This window comes from Mesorhizobium sp. WSM4817 (assembly GCF_055811135.1).
This window is the reverse complement of sequence record NZ_JBVVQQ010000023.1, coordinates 1-16,991: the sequence shown is the minus strand read 5'-3', so window position 1 is coordinate 16,991 and position 16,991 is coordinate 1. Positions and strand designations below refer to the sequence as shown.

The following is a 16,991-nucleotide window of genomic DNA, read 5'->3' as shown; positions in this document are numbered from 1 at the left end:
ATCTCAACGTCCGATTTTGGGCGCATTGCTGCTCGAGAGCATAGTGGGCCGAGAGCAGACCGGCAGCTTCGGGCCGCGAATACTCAAGAGCGGACATTCAGGTTGCTGTGGGCATCGTCGTGACTTTGCCGTCCTTCATCAGCCCATTTCGCTGCCTGATAGCCGACGTTAACCGGAACCAACGTTCCTGACCCCTTGCTGACCTTCTTGAGCCGGTGCTCTTGCCAGAAAGCAGACATTGGCCGCGACCAGTGCTCATGATCCGTTTTTGACCTTGCCTACGAGGTAGGCCGGGGTCGGACTGATAGACTCGTTCACGAAGCGTCGGTACACTGCCGGACTGCTTTCAGATGAGAGCAATCGCCGCACATGACCGACGAACGCATCCAGCGTCGACTCGCCGCCGTAATGGCGGCCGATGTCGTTGGCTACAGCCGCCTCATGGAAACGGATGAGGCCGGCACGCTGGCCGCGCTCAAGTCCCGACGTAAGCAAGTGCTGCAGCCGTTGGTCGCCAGGCACCATGGCCGGGTCTTTAAGGTGACTGGCGACGGCGTGATGGTGGAGTTCGCCAGCGCCGTCAATGCTTTGCAATGCGCCATAGACGTGCAGCATGCGATGGCTGCCGCCAATGCCGCTCTGCCTGAGAAGCTCCGTATCGTGCTGCGCATTGGCGTCAATTTAGGTGATGTGATGGTCGAGGGCAGCGACCTTTATGGCGATGGCGTCAACATCGCTGCGCGCCTGGAAACCACCGCCGAGCCAGGCGGCATCCTCATCTCCGGAACGATCTACGACCACGTCCGAAATAAGATCGAGGTTGGCTTCGAGGATCTCGGGGCCCAGACCGTGAAAAACATTGCCCTGCCAGTTCGCATCTACCGCGTTTCCGGCACGCCGCCTGTTGTGATTTCTACGTCCAAGGCCATTACCGACAAGCCTTCGATTGCCGTTCTGCCATTCACGAACATGAGCAGCGATCCCGAGCAGGAATACTTCGCCGACGGTCTTGCGGAAGACCTGATCACTGACTTGTCGAAGGTGCCTGGTCTGTTGGTGATCGCACGCAACTCCACATTCGCCTACAAGGGGAGGTCAGTCGATGTCCGCTCCGTCGCCAGGGATCTGAGGGTGCGTTATGTGCTTGAAGGAAGTGTGCGCAGGGAGAAGGCAAGGGTGCGGATCAATGCCCAGCTAATCGACGCGACGGACAGCAGTCATCTCTGGGCTGATGCTTCGACCGGGATTTGGCGGACGTATTCCTGTTGCAGGACGAAGTCGTCGGCACGATTGTAAATGCCCTGTCCGATGTATTGCCAGCCGCTGCGACCTCAAGCACGCGTAGGGCGGCAAGTCTCGAAGCGTATGATCTGTTCGTCCGCGGCCGGGTGCTGGTGATTCAGTCGCCCGAAAGCAACAGGGCCGCGCCGCCGCTCTTGGAAAGGGCCATCGAACTCGATCCCGGCTTCGCCGATGCTCATGCTTGGCTTGCGATGAGCCTGGATGCTCCAGAGCGCCATCATTCGCTGGCTCTGGCGGCAGCCCGGCGCGCCGTATCGCTTGATCCGGAAAATGCCGTGGCCCATGCAATTTTCGGCGACGTGCTGATCTACGATGGCAAGCCGGATGAAGGCGCGGCGGAGCTGGCCACTGCCCTTCGGGTCAATCCCAATCATGCCGATGCCTGGGCATTCCTGCGGCAACTGCAGGCATTCGAGGGAAAGGCTATCGAGGGCATCGGACATTTGCGCCACGCCATTCGCCTCAATCCGCACCCGCCGGGGTGGTACTATTGGCTTCTCGGGCTCGCCCAATACGCAGCGGGTCAATACGCCGATGCCGTCGAGACACTCCGGCATGAGGCCACGCACCGGCTCGGCTCGCAACGCATCTTGGCTGCAAGTCTGGCGCGGCTCGGGCATATGGAAGAGGCCAGGGAGGAAGCAAGGCAATTCCTCGCCTCGAATCAGGATTTCTCAATACAGCACTGGGCAAGCACACAACCGTTCCGGCACGAGGCCGAACGACAACATTTCATCGATGGCTATGAAGACGCCGGCCTGCCACAGTAGGGCCGGACGTGGCCACAACCCCATCCGTGCAAATTTGGATATCTAGCCTTGCTGACCATTCGCACAGCCACACTTGCCGACGCAGACGCCATTTGGAACATAGTCGAACCCATCTTGCGGGCAGGCGAAACCTACGCGCTGCCGCGTGACTGGAGCAGATCCGACGCGCTGTCCTACTGGTTTTCCCCGGATCACGAGGTGTTCGTCGCAGAGACGGACGAACTGGTGATGGGGAACTTATTATCTGCACGCGAACCAACGGGGCGCCGGTGCCCACGTCGCCAACTGCGGTTATATAACCGCGCCGGACTCGGTCGGCCGGGGTGTTGCAACGGCGATGTGCCAGCACTCTCTGGGTCACGCGGCTGCGCGAGGCTTCCGGGCCATGCAGTTCAACTGTGTGGTCAGTACCAACGAACGCGCGGTCAAGCTTTGGCGTCATCTTGGATTCGACGTTGTCGGAACGATTCCGCGAGGTTTCGAGCATCCGGTTCTGGGGTTCGTGGACACGCTGGTAATGCACCGATCGCTCTGACTGCCTTGCGCAGGCGCATAGCAGCCCTTCGTTCGCCGCGGCCATGGGCCGGGCGATACCGCAGAGGATCGACGACCAGCAAGAAGGCCGCAGATGGCTGGCGGCGGACTGGCATGGACTCTATTCACTTCAGGCTGTCGAGCATTGCTTTAGCCTCTTTGAGGTCCGATGTCTCAAATCCCTCGGTGAACCACGCATAAACCGGCACGAGCAGATTGCAGGCGTCGGCATGCTTGCCCTCGTCGCGCCAGAGCCGGGCGAGACTGGTGGCAGCGCGTAGCTCCCAGGACTTTGCGGATTGACGCCGGGCGATCTGGATCGCGCTCTGAAACGCGGCGCTTGCCTCGCCTGGTCTTCCGCCGTCCGGCAAAGCTGTCAGGAACTGCCCTCGCAAGCGATACAGTTCGGCCTCCGGCCAACGCTGCCCCGTCCGCTCGACCGCCGCCATAGCCTCATCCAATTCCCCGAGCGCCCGTAGCACGTCACCGGAGAGTGCGCAGGCCTCGGCCAGCAGGCCCAGGAAGAACGGACGCATCCACGCCGCGCCGCTCTTCCCCCAATCCGCAAGCCCGCGCTGGATCGCTTCTATCCCGGCGGCCTCCTGACCGTGACGAGCCATGGCCCAGCCCTGGACCACCGTCGCGCTGGCGGCCCATAGATCCAACTTGTGTTCCCGGGCCAGCTCCAGCAACGCCGCCGCATGCCCCGCGGCCGCGCTGTCGTCGCGGCCGAAAGCCCCCACCAGCGCGCTGTACATCAGGGCAAACCCGAGGGTGTTCTTATGGCCGACCCGGTGGGCTACGGCCAATCCCTCGGCTTGTCGGCGGGATGCCTGATCCGGGTAGCCCAGCAGCCACAGCACCCAGGTCAGGTGGGCGAGCGCGGACACGCCAAGGTCCTGGCCAAAAACAAAGGCCGTCGAACCATGCCGTTCCGGGTCGTACAGCGCAACGGCACACTCGAGGTGCTCGCGGGCGGCGAGCAGCTCGCCCCCCACCTCATCTGTCGCGCCGCACATTCGGTGCGCCAAGCACAGCCGCTCCGGGTCTGGGTGCAGCTCGGCCAAGGCGAGAATTTGCCTGGCCAGCTTCTGCTGCTCGGGAAGCGCCATGCGTACGAATTGGACAGCCCAGAACCCATACAGCACAGGAAACTGTTGTGATGCGTCGCCTACGGCCTCTACCAACTCCTGCGCCCGGGCGAAAGCGGAGGCGGTCTCAGGTGCTGCGTGGCCGTACCGGGCAATGCACGCCTGACCAAGCATAGTCTGAAGATGAAGTTCGCGCTCTGCCCGGGCGCGGCTCTCGGGCAAGGTCCGCACGAGGTCAATGCTCCGGGTGAGATGGCCGATGGCTTCCGCAACGGCCGAGCGCCGGAAGGTGCGTTCCCCGGCCCGCTGCCAGTAGTCCGCAGCCCGCTCGGTCAGTTCCGCCTGGGTAAAGTGATGGGCCAGCAGCTCAGGCTGGGTTTCGACCACGTCCGGCCACCGCTCTTCCAGCACCCTGGCGATCCGCGAGTGGAACTTCTGCCGTGTGCTGCGTAGCAGGCTCCCGTAGGCGGCATCCTGAACGAGAGCGTGCTTGAAGGAGTAGATACCTTCGGGCGGGGTGCCGCGGCGGAACGCGAGACCGGCGCTTACGAGCTCGTCCAATCCTTGCGTCAATGCCGCCTCCGGAATTCCCGCCACCGCGGCCAGCAGCTCATTGCTGAACTCTCGACCGACGACCGCGCCGATCTGTGCCACCTGTTTTGCGACCGGCAACCGATCCAACCGTGCCATCAGTGAAGCCTGCAAGGTGCTCGGCACCGAAAGCGCTGACCCAGCGCTATCGGGCTGACTGGCGCGTTCCAGCACGGCCTTGGTTAATTCCTCGATGAAGAGAGGTACGCCATCGGTCTGCGCCACAATCCGCTCCAGCATCCCCGCCGGAAGCGCCTGACCGACGACAACCTGACTTGCGAGCGTCGTCGCCTGGCGAGGACCAAGCCGGCTCAGCGCCATCAAGCTTACGCTGGCCTGGCCGACCCAAGGCGCGTGAAACTCTGGCCGGAAGGATATGATGACCATCACCGGCAAAAAGGCCAGTCGCATGATTAACCTGTCCAACAGCTCAAGCGAACTTGGGTCGGCCCAATGCGCGTCCTCGAACAGGATCAGCACGGGGGACCGGCGTGCCCTTTCGTCCAGAATCCGGTTCAATGCTCCGAAGGTCTGCTCCTTCTTGCGCTCCGAAGTGAGTTCCAGCGGCGGATACCGCTCTCCACCCGGCACGCCGAGCAACTCGGCAATGAGCGTCACCTCTTCGCGAGTTGCCCCGAGTGGGAGAAGCAGGGCTTCCAGCTTGTCAAGCCGTGCGTCCGCAGACTCGCTGCGCACGAAACCCGCATCGTTCTGCCAGCGTGCGATGACGGGCTGTAGTGCGCTGTCGCGGTGATGCGGCGAGCAGAAATATTTGAGTCTGAGATGCGCCTCCCCGGCCACGCGCTCCTCGAGCGCAGCGATCAGGCGGGATTTGCCGATGCCGGGCTCGCCGGAGATGAGCACTACCTGCCCTTCGCCGTCCTTTGCTTGCTGCCAACGGCGCAGCAGCAGATCGAGCTCGTCATCGCGCCCGACCAGCGGCGAGAGGGAGGCCGCGTGCATTGCCGCGAAGCGGCTCTCAACCAAGGCTTCGCCAAGCACTTGCCACGCGCACACAGCGCCAGACAGGCCTTTGAGATGAAATTCGCCAAGCTCGCGGCACTCGAACAAGCCGCCGATGCGCCGCCGTGTTTGTGCGTCGATCACTGCGCAGCCAGGATCAGCGAGGGATTGTAGGCGCGCGGCGAGGTTTGGGGTCTCGCCTATCACCGTCTGCTCCTGTGCGGCCCCGGCACCCAGCAGGTCGCCGACGACCGCGAGACCACTGGCTATGCCAATGCGAGCGACCAGCCGTTCGCCGGCTGACGCGGCCTGGCCGACCTCCTCCAGCGTAGCCAAGGCGGCGCGCACAGCGCGCTCGGGATCGGCTTCATCAGCTTGTGGCCAACCGAAGTAGACCAGGACCCCGTCGCCCATATACTTCGCCACGAAGCCGCCGTAGCGGCCAACTGTGTCAGCGACACTGCGATGGTAGGCTCCGATCACCTCGCGCATGTCCTCCGGATCCAGGCGGCCTGCGAGTGCCGTCGAGCCGACGACGTCAACGAACATGACCGTTAGCTGCCGCCGCTCAGCCTCTGGAAGCGGCGGGGCTGTCCCTGGGACCGCCGCCAGGGATCTCGTGGTCGAGGTGGCCGCGGTATCCGAACTAGCGCGCAAGGCGTCGATGGCGGCGAGCAGCTTGCGGCGGTGACCAATCGATGTGACCCCGAGCGCCACGAGATCGTCGGCCGTAAGCTGGAGAAGCGTATCAGCTTCAATGTCGTTGTCGCGAAAAGCCGGCTCGTATTGCTGCAGGCCGAGGCTCAGTAGCCATGCCGCGATATCCACGCCCCTTCTCCTCTTCGGCTGCGGGGGCTGCCCTGTTCTCCCGACTATATCCCAAATTGATGGAGTAGGCGGAAATCTCTTTGGAAGAGGCCGCTGAAAGGGAGATATCGGCCGTGGAACGAGTGGCCTGGCGAGCATAATGTTGCAGACGCTAGAGTGTGCACTCCGCAGGCAAAATCGCCATATAAGCGATGTGTTTCTCTTCTAACTCCGCTTGTTCTCGCATGCTCTTTTCAGGCGCCCTGCGCGCATCGTGAGGTTGGATGCGGTCGACCGGCACCACCTCATGCCACAAGTCGCACGGGCAACTGTGCGAGGGCGCGGATGCCAAGGCGCTTGCGCCATTCGATATTCCCCGTCCTGTTGTCGAGGCGCATGTCTGGAAAACGCGCAATGATGCGCTCGAGGGCGATAGCGGCCTCCGCCCGAGCGAGTTGGAAACCGAGGCAGAAATGCGCGCCTGTGCCGAAGGAGAGGTGCGGGTTCGGGTGGCGCGTGATGTCGAAACGGTGCGGATCCTCAAACTTGGCAGGATCGCAATTTGCCGCCGCCAGGAATCCGGCGAACATGTCGCCGCGGCGGAATTGCCGTTCCTGCCAAACCATGTCGCGGGTCGCAAAGCGCGGCTTGGTCATTTGCACTGGCGATACGTAGCGTAGACATTCTTCGACGCAGGTGGGCATCAGGCTTAGTTCGCTCTGCAGCCTGCGGCGTTGATCTTCATGCGATAACAATGCAAAGAGCCCGCCGGAAATCAGATGGGTGGTGGTTTCCTGCCCGGCACCGAAGAGCAGGAAAATCATCGAGACTAGTTCGTCCTCGCTGAGCTTCTGCCCATCGGTTTCGGCATCCCGTAGCGCAGCGATCAGTCCGTCCGGCAAGGCTCCGCCTCCGGGTCGTGAGACGCGGCGAAGATAGCGGACGACACGGATCACGCCGGGAACGGCGCGGATCACCGCTCCGATATTGGCAGTGTCCTTGAGCCCGCCTAACCAGTTCTTGAACCGATCGTGATCCTCCTCCGGCAGGCCGAGCATCGCGCAGATGACCGAAAGAGGCAGGTCCCGGCAGAATTCAGACATGAGATCGACCTCCAGTCTTCCCTCCATCCTGTCGAGAAGCCGATCTGCTATTTGCGCGATCATCGGCTTCATGGCCTCGATGGTTCGGCGCTGGAAAGCCTGATCGACTAGGCCGCGTAGGCGGCGATGCTCCGGGTCATCGTGACCGAGCATATTCAGCGCCAGAAGGCTGATCGTCCTTGGCAGGAACCTCAATATCCGCGCCTGTGTCCTGCTCCCGGCGTTCCCAGGGTCGCGCGCGAAGCTCTCGTGATCCTTCAACAACGCCGCACAGGCTTCATGTGTGACCGCGAGGTACGTGCGGCCAACAATCGGCAGCTTCATGCAAACGACTGGGCCTTCGGCTCGCATGCGGTCAACCGTGGGGAAGGGGTTTGTATGGAAGCCCGGCGATAAGATGTCGAAATCGCGCGTCTCGATCATGCGCTCACTCCCAATGTTGCCAGTCCTTCATGAGGCACTGCTGCGCTTCTCCGGCTAATCCGTCTCGGCACTTCCACGGCACCGGCACGCTAGCAGAAAAGAGTCCAGACTACCTCGGTCGCGCGGCTGAGTGTGATGAATGCAGGTGTCTCAGCTTGTCAGGGTTGGCACCACATAGATTGCTGCAACCTTTCCGTCCTCGATTTCGGGCGCGGTCGTCTGAAGTTCACCATCGGCCCTCTAACGTGGTGAAACCGGTCAGTCCGTTGACGAAACCGGCACGAACAAGCTTCGAGCCATTCTTCCGAAAAGAGTCGCCAGACTTTCATGGACCTTCATGACGGCATCGAAGCCGAAGATCGGCTCGTGACGGCCGTCGGCATGCGGGCACTATAGCTCGGGCCAGACTGAAGCGAGCAAAAGAAGGACAATTCCAACGAACGCGGCATTCCAGACGAGCGACCGGAGCAAAGGAACGCCCGCTGCGTAGAGTAGAAGGTAAACCAATCTGGCGGGAAAATAGAGACCAGCTCCCCATTCGCTGAGGGCGCTCTCACGACCGAGCACGTGAACAAGGAAGACCGCCACCACAAACACCGGGAACGTCTCAAGAAAGTCGAAGTGCTCTTTCCAGGCGTCCTGCTACGCCCGTGAGCGGAGAGACTTCGGCGTCACGAGAGCTGGCCGTCCAACGATAACCTCGTTGAAAGCTGGCAGCGTGGGAGGAGACAACAATTTGAATTAAACAGAGCACGCAACTCGCCACAAGCATCGCTAGTTCGAAGCTCATTCAACCCTCACACCTGCCCGTTCTTCAAAGACCCTACCAGAATCGTGCGTTGTATGCCGGTCCGCTGGCCAGGTTGATGTCCGGGAAGGGTCGATCGTTGGGATTCATCAACGCCGGTGGGCAGCGGTCCTTCCTTACTGCCCAGATTCAAGGGAGAGGTGCGGGCGTCTGCCATCAGTTCGAATTGAACTGGCCTCCCAGTCTTTTGTTGCACAACCATGGCCCGGGTCCGAATCTCAACGAGGCGGATGGCAAACATAGTCTCGGTGGCAGGGCCGGTGGCAGCCAACGCTCGGCTGACTCAGGATTGCCTGCACGAAATCTAGAGCCACGAAAGCGAGGGGATGCGCAAAGCTGTAAACATTTAACAACCCACAACCTTTGACCGCGTTGCTGAGATGTGCTCGGAGGCTCGTCGCGACGCCACGTACAGCGCGGTCACAGGAGATGTCTGCTTCCGGGCAACGTCGAGATCGACTTCTACGGCCGACATTGGGCGCAAAGCTGCCGTCCACGTCGCGGCAGATGTCAGTCGTCTTTGGGTCACGAATGCTGGTTCCGGCCAATGTCGGCTTCCAAGACGAGAATTCGACTCCGGAAGGTCTCGAAAGGGTCAACTTATTCCGTAGCGCGAGCGAATCTGGACGACTGGAACGGGTCGACCTTTGCCGTTCCCTAACGACGCAGAACCACTCAACACTGCATCCCTCGATGTGTTTAATGCCCTTCTTAAGGAGATAGGACAGCATGTCTGCCCTGAAGGCAGAGTAGTGGCCAAAAGGGCAAAATCGCGTGGCAATCGACAACCGCCAAAAGGGGGGCCACGAGCCGCCCTTTTTCACTGCAGTGCGAATTCCGCCACGTTGTTTCCGAATGCGCTGGCGCCGTGGTCGGCACGGCCGACCATTTGCCGCAACCCGGCGAAAAGCTCGCGGCCAAAACCGAATTCATTGCCGACAAGATCGCTGTCCGCCGCCCGCCGCAGCGCGAAATCGCCTGCCGGCACCAAGACTTCCAGCGTACCGGCGTCGGCGTCGAGCCTGATGATGTCGCCGTCATGAATCCTGGCGATCGGCCCGTCCTCGACCGCCTCCGGCGTCACATGGATCGCCGCCGGCACCTTGCCGCTCGCGCCCGACATGCGCCCGTCGGTGACCAGCGCCACATGCTGGCCGCGATCCTGCAGCACGCCGAGCACGGTGGTCAGCTTGTGCAGCTCCGGCATGCCGTTGGCTTTCGGCCCCTGGAAGCGGATGACGGCGATGAAATCGCCGGTCAACGTGCCGGCCTTGAACGCCTCGTTGAGCCCTTGCTGGCTGTCGAAAACCTTGGCCGGCGCCTCGATGATGCGCCGCTCCGGTTTCACCGCCGAGGTCTTGATGACGGCGTGGCCGAGATTGCCTGACAGCATTTTCAATCCGCCCGTCGGCTGGAACGCCCTCTTGAACGGCGCCAGCACCTTCTCGTCGCCGCTTTCGCGGGGCGAGGCCTCGCGCACCACGCCGCCATCGGCGCCGAGCTTGGCCTCGACCGCATAAGGCCGCAGCCCTTCGCCCCAAACCGTCTGGACGTCCTCGTGCAATATTCCCTCGTCGAGCAGTTCGCGGATCAGGAAGCCGAGCCCGCCGGCTGCGTGGAAATGGTTCACGTCGGCAAGGCCGTTCGGATAGACCCGCGCCAGCAGCGGCACGGCTTCCGAAAGGTCGGAAATATCCTGCCAGCTAATGGCGATGCCGGCCGCGGCCGCCATGGCGATCAGGTGGATGGTGTGATTGGTCGATCCGCCGGTGGCGTGCAGGCCGACGATGCCGTTGACGAACGAGCGCTCGTCGATCATCCGGCCGACCGGCGTGTAGGCGTTGCCGAGCGCGGTGATCGCCAGCGCCCGCTTCGTCGCCTCCCGGGTCAGCGCGTCGCGCAACGGCGTACCGGGGTTGACGAAGGAGGCGCCCGGTGTGTGCAGGCCCATGATCTCCATCAGCATCTGGTTGGAGTTCGCCGTGCCGTAGAAGGTGCAGGTTCCCGGCCCGTGATAGGATTTTGACTCGGCCTCGAGCAGTTCGGCCCGTCCTGCCTTGCCTTCGGCATAGAGCTGGCGGACCTTGGCTTTCTCGTCGTTGGGCAGGCCCGTCGTCATCGGCCCGGCCGGGATGAACACCGCCGGCAGATGGCCGAAGGTCAGCGCCGCGATCACCAGCCCCGGCACGATCTTGTCGCAGACGCCGAGATGGACGGCGGCGTCGAACATGTTGTGCGACAGGCCGATCGCCGCCGCCATGGCGATCACGTCGCGCGAGAACAGCGACAGCTCCATGCCGGGCTGGCCCTGGGTGACGCCGTCGCACATCGCCGGCACGCCGCCGGCGACCTGGGCAATGCCGCCGGCTTCGCGCGCCGCGTCCTTGATCAGTGCTGGAAATGTCTCGAAAGGCTGATGCGCCGACAGCATGTCGTTATAGGAGGTGATGATACCGAGGTTCGGCACGCGGTCGCCGCCCAATGCCAGCTTTTCCGAAGGGCTGCACACGGCAAAGCCGTGGGCGAGGTTGCCGCAGGACAGCACGGCCCGGTTGGCGGTGCGGCTCGATGCCTCGGCGATGCGGCCGAGATAGGCCTCGCGCCCCGGTCTGGAGCGTTGGCGGATGCGCTCGGTGATGGCTTCGATGTCGCGTCTCGCGGTCATGGCGTCGGTCCTTTCAGGCGAGGTCCCGCAAACACGGTCCGTGCGGGACCCCTCGGCAAGTTGAAATCAGGGTGCCCAGAAAACCTGTACGGGTCTCTCGGCTGCGTCGAGCACGGCGCGAATGGGCTTTCGCGTGTCCGATGCCATCGCGCTTTCGAATGCCTTGCGCTTGTCCTCGCCCTCGATGTGCAGCGCGATGAAGCCGGCCCTGACGATCCGCGCCAGCGACAGCGTCAGCCGCTGCTCGCCGGCGCTTGTCGCGTGAACCGGGAGCACGACCCTTTCCGAGGACGGGTCGAGCAGTGTTTCCAGATTGTCGGCGTCAGGAAAAAACGACGCGGTATGGCCATCGGTTCCCATGCCAAGCACGACCACATCGAGCGGCCAGGGCAGCGACCGCAACATCCTGCTATCGGCCTCCGACGTATTGCCGACGCTTTCTGCCTCTTGGTAGAGCGGCACGAAACGTGCGGCTGCGGCGGCGTGTTGCAAAAGATTGGCGGCGACCAGCCCGGCGTTGGAGCGCGGCGAGGAGACCAGCACGCAACGCTCGTCGACCAGCGACACCGTGACCTTGTTCCAGGCGATCGGGATGGTCGAAAGCGATGCGAAAAATTTCGCCGGCGTCGTGCCGCCGGAAACGGCGAGCAATGCCGTGCCACGCTCAGCGATCGCAGTGGTCAGGCGGCCTGCGACGTGGCCGGCAAGTGCAGCCGCCAGGTCCTGGCGTTCGGCAAATGCGTGCCAGTTGTAGGCGTCGCTGTTCAATTGCTCTCGTGCCATGTCCGCCCGTCGCGTTCGATCAGCGCAATCGAGGCGGAGGGGCCCCATGTGCCGGCGGTATAGCCCTGCGCCTCCTGCCTGGCGCCTTCCCATGCGTCCTGAATCGGGTCGATCCATTTCCACGCCGCCTCGACCTCGTCGCGGCGCATGAACAGCGTCTGGTTGCCACGGATGACGTCCATGATCAGTCGCTCATAGGCGTCGGGGGCGCGGCCGTCGAAGGATTGCGCGAAGCTCATATCGAGCGGGATCTGGCGCAGCCGCATGCCGCCAGGCCCCGGATCCTTGATCATGATGAACTGCTTGACGCCTTCATCGGGCTGCAGCCGGATGACCAGCTGGTTGGCCGAGATCGGCCCGGCGCTGTCGCCGAAGATCGAATGCGGGATCGGCTTGAATTCGATGACGATCTCCGAAACGCGTGTCGCCAGCCGCTTGCCCGTCCTGAGGTAGAACGGCACGCCCGCCCAGCGCCAGTTGCCGATTTCGGCCTTGAGCGCAACGAAGGTCTCGGTGTTGCTGTTCTTGCCGAGCTCCTCAACATAGCCTTTCACCGGCCCGCCGGCCGAGGCCCCGGCACGGTACTGCCCGCGTACCGTGTGCTTGGGCGCTTCATTGCCGTTGATGCGTTTCAGCGCGCGCAGAACCTTCAGCTTTTCGTCGCGCACGGCGTCGGCGTCCATCGACGACGGCGCCTCCATGGCGACGAGGCAGAGAAGCTGCAGCATGTGGTTCTGCACCATGTCGCGCAGCGCGCCCGCCTTGTCGTAATAGGTGACGCGGTCTTCGAGGCCGACGGTCTCGGCCACGGTGATCTGCACATGATCGACATTGGCGGAATTCCACAGCGGCTCGTAGAGCGCATTGGCAAAGCGCAGCGCCATCAGGTTCTGCACCGTTTCCTTGCCGAGATAGTGATCGATGCGGAAAATCTGGCTTTCATGGAAATCGTCGCCGACCAAATCGTTGAGCTGGCGCGCCGAGGCGAGATCGCGCCCGATCGGCTTCTCCAGCACGATGCGCGAGTTCGGCGTGATCAGCCCGTTCTCTTTCAGCTTGTGCGAGATGTCGCCGAACAGCGCCGGCGCAACCGCCAGGTAGAAGGCGCGGATGCATTCGCTGTCGCCGATCGCCGTCTTCAATTTGTCGAAGCCTGCGCCGGTCGTCGCGTCAGCCGAGACGTAGGAAAGCCGGGCGAGGAACGTCTCCAATTCCGCGGCGTCGATATCGGCCGGTTTCACATGGTCGGAAATCGCCTGCCTGGCGAAAGCCTGGAATTCCTCGTCGGTCATTCTCGAGCGCGACGTGCCGATGATGCGCGTCGGTTCGGAAAACTGATGGCCGCGCTGGCGATGATAGAGTGACGGCAAAAGCTTGCGTTCCGACAGATCGCCGGTGCCGCCGAAAATGATGAAGTCGAAAGGGTCGACGGGAATGATCTGGCTGGTCATGGTCTGTCCGCTCTGACGCCGCTCGCTGTGTAGCGGTGGATATAATCTAATCGATTTAGATTTTCCAGTGACACGGCGTCACATCCCAAGCCAATCGGATGTTTGCCGATTGTTCTGAGGTGTGCCCTTGACACTGGCGCAACCCGGACGCTTGTCGGCGAGGTGGTTCCGGGAGGCCTTCGCAGATGCAGCATAGAGCGGGATCGAGGCGAAAGCCAAAGGAGAAATCGAGAGTATGTTGATCTTTCGGCGGCCATTGCCGGAGGCTGCCGGAGCGGGGAGTCTTCAATCATGAGTGAGAAAGCCATGCGCCTGGAAAACAAAGTTGCCATCATCACCGGTGCCGCGTCAGGCTTCGGCGAGGGCATGGCCAAGCGTTTTGCCGAGGAGGGCGCCAAGGTCGTTGTCGCCGACCTCAACGCCAAGGGCGCCAAACGCGTCGCCAACGAGATCGGCCGGGCGGCGATCTGGACCCAGACGGACGTCTCGACCCGTTCCGAGTTCGACGAGATGGTCTATGCCGCAAAGAGTGCCTTTGGCCGCATCGACATCATGGTCAACAATGCCGGCTACACCCATCGCAACGGCGACATGCTCGAGGTCGACGAGACGACCTTCGATCTGATCACGGCCGTCAACATGAAGGCGATCTACCACGCCGCCTTGGCAGTCGTGCCGGTGATGGATGCGCAAGGCGGCGGCGTCATCCTGACCACGGCCTCGACCGCCGGCATCAGGCCGCGGCCCGGCCTCACCTGGTACAATGCGTCGAAGGGCTGGGCGATCACCGCGACCAAATCCATGGCGGTGGAACTCGCGCCGAAGAACATCCGCGTCAACTGCCTGTGCCCGGTCGCCGGCGAGACCGGCATGCTGGAAAAATTCATGGGCGCCGACACACCCGAAATCCGCGAGAAATTCCGCGCGTCGATCCCGCTTGGCCGGCTTTCGACGCCGCTCGACATAGCCAACGCGGCGCTCTGGCTGGCTTCGGACGAGGCGGCCTTCATCACTGGCGTGGCGCTGGAGGTCGACGGCGGACGGTGCATCTGAGCCGTCCGGCCCTCGCACCCGGGCGGCTGATTGGCAGCAGCCAAATGAGCCGTGGGCAACGTCAAGGAATGGCCTGACCGGCCCTAAAGCGCGTCGCCTTTGAATCGACTCATGCGACGCGCTTTGGGTTCCTGTTTTTATGCATGTCGTTGTCGCAAAACCGCTGCGCACCCTCGGTTCAAGCCCGAGGGCATGCTTTTGCGCGACATGCATCAGGCGCCGGTCTTGACGAAGCTCTTGTAGATCCAGCCGCGTTTGCCGTTGTAGACGATCTGGCACCATTTCTTGCAGCCCATCACCTGAACCGAGGTCTTGGCGGGAATGGTGACGATGGCGGCCGCACTGTTCTTCGGACCGATGCGCATGGTGACGCCCCTGAGGATGCGTCCGGTATCTGCCGCGCTTGCTGGCTTGGCCTCGACTTTGGCCTGGGTGCCATCCTTCTGTGTCGCGGTCGGCAGCGGCTTCGGGGTCGAGATGGCGGCGGTGGGCGCACCGTCCGTCGCCGCCTTGGCGGGAGCAGCGACTTTGGCAATCAATGCTGCCACTTTGGTTTTCGCCGCCGGATCGGCGAATGCCGCCGCAGTGGACGGCTTGTCTGCTTTTTCAGCCTGGCCCGCCGTCTCGCCGCCCCCCGTCTGGCCGGATGTGGTCTTCGGTCCCGATCCTGTCCAGCGAGGGTCATTGGGCGCCAGCGCCGCTATCTCGGCCTTCGCTGCAACCACCGCCGACGAAATCGCATCGGTCTTGCTTGCAGCCTGCTGTGCCGCTTCTATCCTCGCGGCCGGCACGATCCTTGTCGTTTTCACCGGAATGCCGGAAACGATCTGCTCGGGACTGGCGACCGCTTGTCTCTCGGTGGCCGGCAATGCCAGCCATAGCGCCATCGCTGCCACGCCAAGCAGCGCTGCTGTGCCAAACGCGGCGATGACCAGATGCAGGTTCGACCGGATTTGCCGCCAGAACCTGGGCTGCATGTCGTAGCCAAACTGCATCGCAAAGCGCCGTCGTTCCGGCGCGCCGAAACTGAAGGGCTCTCTCACTGTTACAACCTCCATTTGCGGGCCAACGTTCTTACGACCTGTGCCGGAAACCGGCATCTGGTCGGCATCGGTCCCAATCCAACGCGGGCAGGCCCGCAAAATCCCCCTTCGACTGCCCAGAACCGGCATCCTTTGCCGGCGATTGTGGCATCACTGCGCCCTTGCCGGGCGGATTCTGCACCTTTACCATCGATTCTGCAACTTGCAAGGGATTTTGCAACCTGTGGTTATATGCGGTCCCTCAAGGCATACCAGTTGAGCGCAAGAAACATCAGAGGCGCGCGCAAGCGCCGGCCACCGGGAAAGGCCGGGATGTTCAGGTCCTCGATCAGCCTCAGCCGGTCCCGGTTGCCGGCGACGGTTTCGGCATAGAGCTTGCCGAAAAAGTTCGACAGCATGACGCCGTGGCCGGAATAGCCGCCGACCGAGATCACATTGGGCATCACCTCGCGCACGAACGGTTTTCTCGGTATCGTGATGCCGACATAGCCGCCCCAGCCATGGGTGATCTCGACATCCCTGAGGTCAGGGTAAAGCTCGGTGATCTGCCGGCGGGTGTGGACATGGATGTCTTTCGGATCGTTGACCGCGTAGATCTCGCGCCCGCCGAACAGCAGCCGCCCGTCCGTCGATTTGCGGAAGTAGCGCACGACGAAGCGGGAATCGTCGACCGCCTCACCGCCCGGCAACACGTTTGAATCGCCGAGCGGCACCGTCGCGCCGATGAAGGAGCCGATCGGCATGATATGCGCGGCACTGATCGGCTCGAGCGTGCCGCCATGGGCGTTGACGCCGATCAGACATTTCTCGGCTGATATCGTGCCTTTCGGCGTCGTAACCCTGACCTTGCCGCCAACGGACGCGATGGCGGTCGCCGGCGTCTGCTCGAACAGCAGCGCGCCCGCCTGCGCCGCTACGTTTGCCGTGCCGATCACCAGCTTCAGCGGATGGATGTGCCCGGTGCCGGTGTCGCGGGTGCCGCCGAAATAGCGCGCCGAGCCCAACCGCTCCGCCGTCTCCCTGGCGTCCATGAAGCTGATGTGTGGATAGCCGAAGCGGTTCGCCATGATCTCGGCATGCGCCTTGTAGTCATCGACATAGCGCTGCTTGTGCGCCACCGACATCTGGCCTTGCATATAGTCGATCTCGATCTTGTTGACGGCGGCGAATTCGAGGAGATGCGCCTTGGCCTCTTCGGCGAGGTCGAACAGCGCCTTGGCCCGGGAAAAGCCGTATTCCGCTTCGAGCTCCTCGGCCCAGGCGCGCTGACCGGTGCCGAGCTGGCCGCCATTGCGGCCCGATGCGCCGTCGCCGAAACGATGCGCTTCGACCAGCACGACATTGCTGCCGGCCCTGGCGAGGTGCACCGCCGCCGACAGGCCGGTAAAACCGCCGCCAACGACGACGACGTCGCACCTCAGGTCACCGTCGAGCGCCTTGTATTCGGGCCGCGGCCCGGCCGTGTCCTCATACCAGGAGCGGCCGGGGGAGATTGGGGATTGGTAGGGCATGATGCTCGGAGTAGGGGAGTAGGGCAGTAGGGCAGTAGGGCAGTAGGGCAGTAGGGCAGTAGGGCAGTAGGGCAGTAGGGCAGTAGGGCAGTA

Annotated in this window: 10 protein-coding genes and 3 pseudogenes; 4 read left to right on the top strand and 9 right to left on the bottom strand. The window is 62.8% G+C overall.

Annotated features, from left to right (window positions below):
- Positions 1–369 precede the first annotated feature (369 nt).
- The 3 genes and pseudogenes from AC0L2K_RS26195 (at position 370) to AC0L2K_RS26185 (ending at position 2,607) form a co-directional block, all read left to right on the top strand.
- On the top strand, positions 370–1,296 hold the full coding sequence (locus AC0L2K_RS26195) for an adenylate/guanylate cyclase domain-containing protein (protein WP_473532730.1): 927 nt from the start codon (positions 370–372) through the stop codon (positions 1,294–1,296).
- The gene (locus AC0L2K_RS26190) at positions 1,266–2,072 is read left to right on the top strand and encodes a hypothetical protein (protein ID WP_473532729.1); all 807 of its coding nucleotides are present in this window, start codon (positions 1,266–1,268) and stop codon (positions 2,070–2,072) included. Before AC0L2K_RS26195 ends, AC0L2K_RS26190 begins: the two co-directional genes overlap by 31 nt.
- Positions 2,073–2,123: 51 nt before the next feature.
- Positions 2,124–2,607 (top strand): annotated as a pseudogene (locus tag AC0L2K_RS26185) (GNAT family N-acetyltransferase).
- Positions 2,608–2,731: 124 nt separating this feature from the next.
- Here the strand turns inward: AC0L2K_RS26185 and AC0L2K_RS26180 are convergent.
- From AC0L2K_RS26180 to zwf, 7 genes and pseudogenes are all read right to left on the bottom strand, one after another.
- Positions 2,732–6,079, bottom strand: a complete 3,348-nt coding sequence (locus AC0L2K_RS26180; RefSeq protein ID WP_473532728.1) for an AAA family ATPase — start codon at positions 6,077–6,079, stop codon at positions 2,732–2,734.
- A gap of 284 nt (positions 6,080–6,363) precedes the next feature.
- Entirely contained in the window at positions 6,364–7,584 is a 1,221-nt protein-coding gene (locus AC0L2K_RS26175; protein WP_287239888.1) for a cytochrome P450 family protein, read from the bottom strand.
- A gap of 109 nt (positions 7,585–7,693) precedes the next feature.
- Positions 7,694–7,968 (bottom strand): annotated as a pseudogene (locus tag AC0L2K_RS26170) (RNA polymerase sigma factor SigJ); the annotation flags it as partial.
- A 6-nt stretch (positions 7,969–7,974) separates the two neighbouring features.
- Positions 7,975–8,190: pseudogene (locus tag AC0L2K_RS26165) on the bottom strand (MAPEG family protein); the annotation flags it as partial.
- A gap of 1,022 nt (positions 8,191–9,212) precedes the next feature.
- Entirely contained in the window at positions 9,213–11,057 is a 1,845-nt protein-coding gene (gene edd, locus AC0L2K_RS26160) for a phosphogluconate dehydratase (RefSeq protein ID WP_473532727.1), read from the bottom strand.
- Between the two features lie 66 nt (positions 11,058–11,123).
- Positions 11,124–11,840, bottom strand: coding sequence for a 6-phosphogluconolactonase (pgl, locus tag AC0L2K_RS26155; protein WP_473532726.1), 717 nt, complete (start codon positions 11,838–11,840; stop codon positions 11,124–11,126).
- The gene (zwf, locus tag AC0L2K_RS26150; protein ID WP_287286050.1) at positions 11,822–13,291 is read right to left on the bottom strand and encodes a glucose-6-phosphate dehydrogenase; all 1,470 of its coding nucleotides are present in this window, start codon (positions 13,289–13,291) and stop codon (positions 11,822–11,824) included. Before zwf ends, pgl begins: the two co-directional genes overlap by 19 nt.
- A gap of 306 nt (positions 13,292–13,597) precedes the next feature.
- Between zwf and AC0L2K_RS26145 the strand changes: the two genes are divergently transcribed.
- Positions 13,598–14,344, top strand: coding sequence for an SDR family oxidoreductase (locus AC0L2K_RS26145; protein WP_287286053.1), 747 nt, complete (start codon positions 13,598–13,600; stop codon positions 14,342–14,344).
- 212 nt (positions 14,345–14,556) lie between these two features.
- Here AC0L2K_RS26145 and AC0L2K_RS26140 read toward each other — a convergent pair whose 3' ends face one another.
- On the bottom strand, positions 14,557–15,387 hold the full coding sequence (locus AC0L2K_RS26140; protein ID WP_473532725.1) for an SH3 domain-containing protein: 831 nt from the start codon (positions 15,385–15,387) through the stop codon (positions 14,557–14,559).
- Between the two features lie 227 nt (positions 15,388–15,614).
- On the bottom strand, positions 15,615–16,898 hold the full coding sequence (locus AC0L2K_RS26135; RefSeq protein ID WP_473532778.1) for an NAD(P)/FAD-dependent oxidoreductase: 1,284 nt from the start codon (positions 16,896–16,898) through the stop codon (positions 15,615–15,617).
- Between the last annotated feature and the right edge of the window lie 93 nt (positions 16,899–16,991).